The 1197-nt window shown below is 38.6% G+C and carries 2 protein-coding genes; one reads left to right on the top strand and one right to left on the bottom strand.

Annotated features, from left to right (window positions below; genetic code table 11):
- Positions 1-143 (top strand): integrase core domain-containing protein (locus BFN00_RS15630; RefSeq protein WP_082180585.1); only part of this gene is annotated, 143 nt, incomplete at its 5' end.
- Positions 144-368: 225 nt separating this feature from the next.
- On the opposite strand, the gene BFN00_RS15625 is transcribed toward BFN00_RS15630, so the two are convergent.
- Positions 369-965, bottom strand: a complete 597-nt coding sequence (locus BFN00_RS15625; RefSeq protein ID WP_005092546.1) for a DUF411 domain-containing protein — start codon at positions 963-965, stop codon at positions 369-371.
- Between the last annotated feature and the right edge of the window lie 232 nt (positions 966-1197).

Below are 1197 nucleotides of genomic sequence, written 5' to 3'. Positions count from 1 at the left end.
CTTACGATACGGTTAAACAAGCGAAACAATCAATTGCTGAATATTTGGATTTTTATAACATGATACGTCCTCATTCAAGTTTGAATAAGGCAACACCGGATGAATTTTATGATCAACATTTACTAAAAGTAATGGCAGCATAATTTAAATATTTAGAGCGGATTTATCACTTATAAAACTGAATTGAGTGGTCTAATTAACGGAACCACATTACTGACTACTTTTTTTGTTATGATAGCGCTTTTTTAAAGGGCTGCGTAACTTCAGTCAATAACTTACTCAATCTGCTGTAATATTATATGAGAGCCACGTCCTATAGCCGGACGTGACCCAATCAGTGTTACCTAGCGCTGTACTGGCTAATATCTTCAATATTGTTCGTTTGCTTGTTTAATACTAGCATAAGGCGCGGTACTACCGTCTTTTTTTATCAGCATAATAGTATAAGGACTGAATTGATCACCCTTTTCCATGCCTGGACTACCCATTGGCATACCCGGTGTGGCTAGACCAATAGCGTCTTTGGGCGGGTTTTGTAGGAACTTATCCATATACTTGACCGGCACATGACCCTCAAACACATAACCGTCTTGGCTTATGATGGTATGGCAAGAGTACATTGACGTTGGTAATTGATGCTGCGCTTTGATCGCTGTAACTGCCTCATTACTGGTGACTTTTTCAACAATCATCACACCGTAGGATTTAGCATGCTCAATCCAACTATGACAACAGCCACAGTTCGGGTCGCGATGTACCGTTAACGTATTGTTTTTCAATGTATCTGAGATTTGAGTTTGAACGTTAGGAATGGTGGTTATCGCCTGACGCTGCTGAGTTGTTTGAGGCGTTGAGGCGATGGTATCTGTTTGACTATTTTTCTCGACTTGATTGCCACAAGCGACCAAAGATAACGCTGATAAGCTGACGAGGATTGAAAATTTAATAGAATATTTATTTGACATGATAATCTCTATTGATAAGTTGGTTTCAGCTCAAACGTGACGGGTAACGCTAAAATCACTGGTTAATCTGTAACTTTGAAATCACTAAATGAGTAAATGCCAAAACCTTATGCTTGGCATTTATAATTAGGACTTACGCAAAAAGCATAAAATTTTGCGAAAGCGGATAAAAATATAGTAGCATAAAGAGATGAAGAAAAAAGTGTGGGGCTAGGATTTTAGACCACGCCTA

This window comes from Acinetobacter sp. AR2-3 (genome assembly GCF_001878775.1).
Lineage (GTDB): Bacteria > Pseudomonadota > Gammaproteobacteria > Pseudomonadales > Moraxellaceae > Acinetobacter > Acinetobacter lwoffii_D.
The sequence above is the reverse complement of the archived record's forward strand: the minus strand, read 5'-3'. Positions and strand labels throughout refer to the sequence as shown.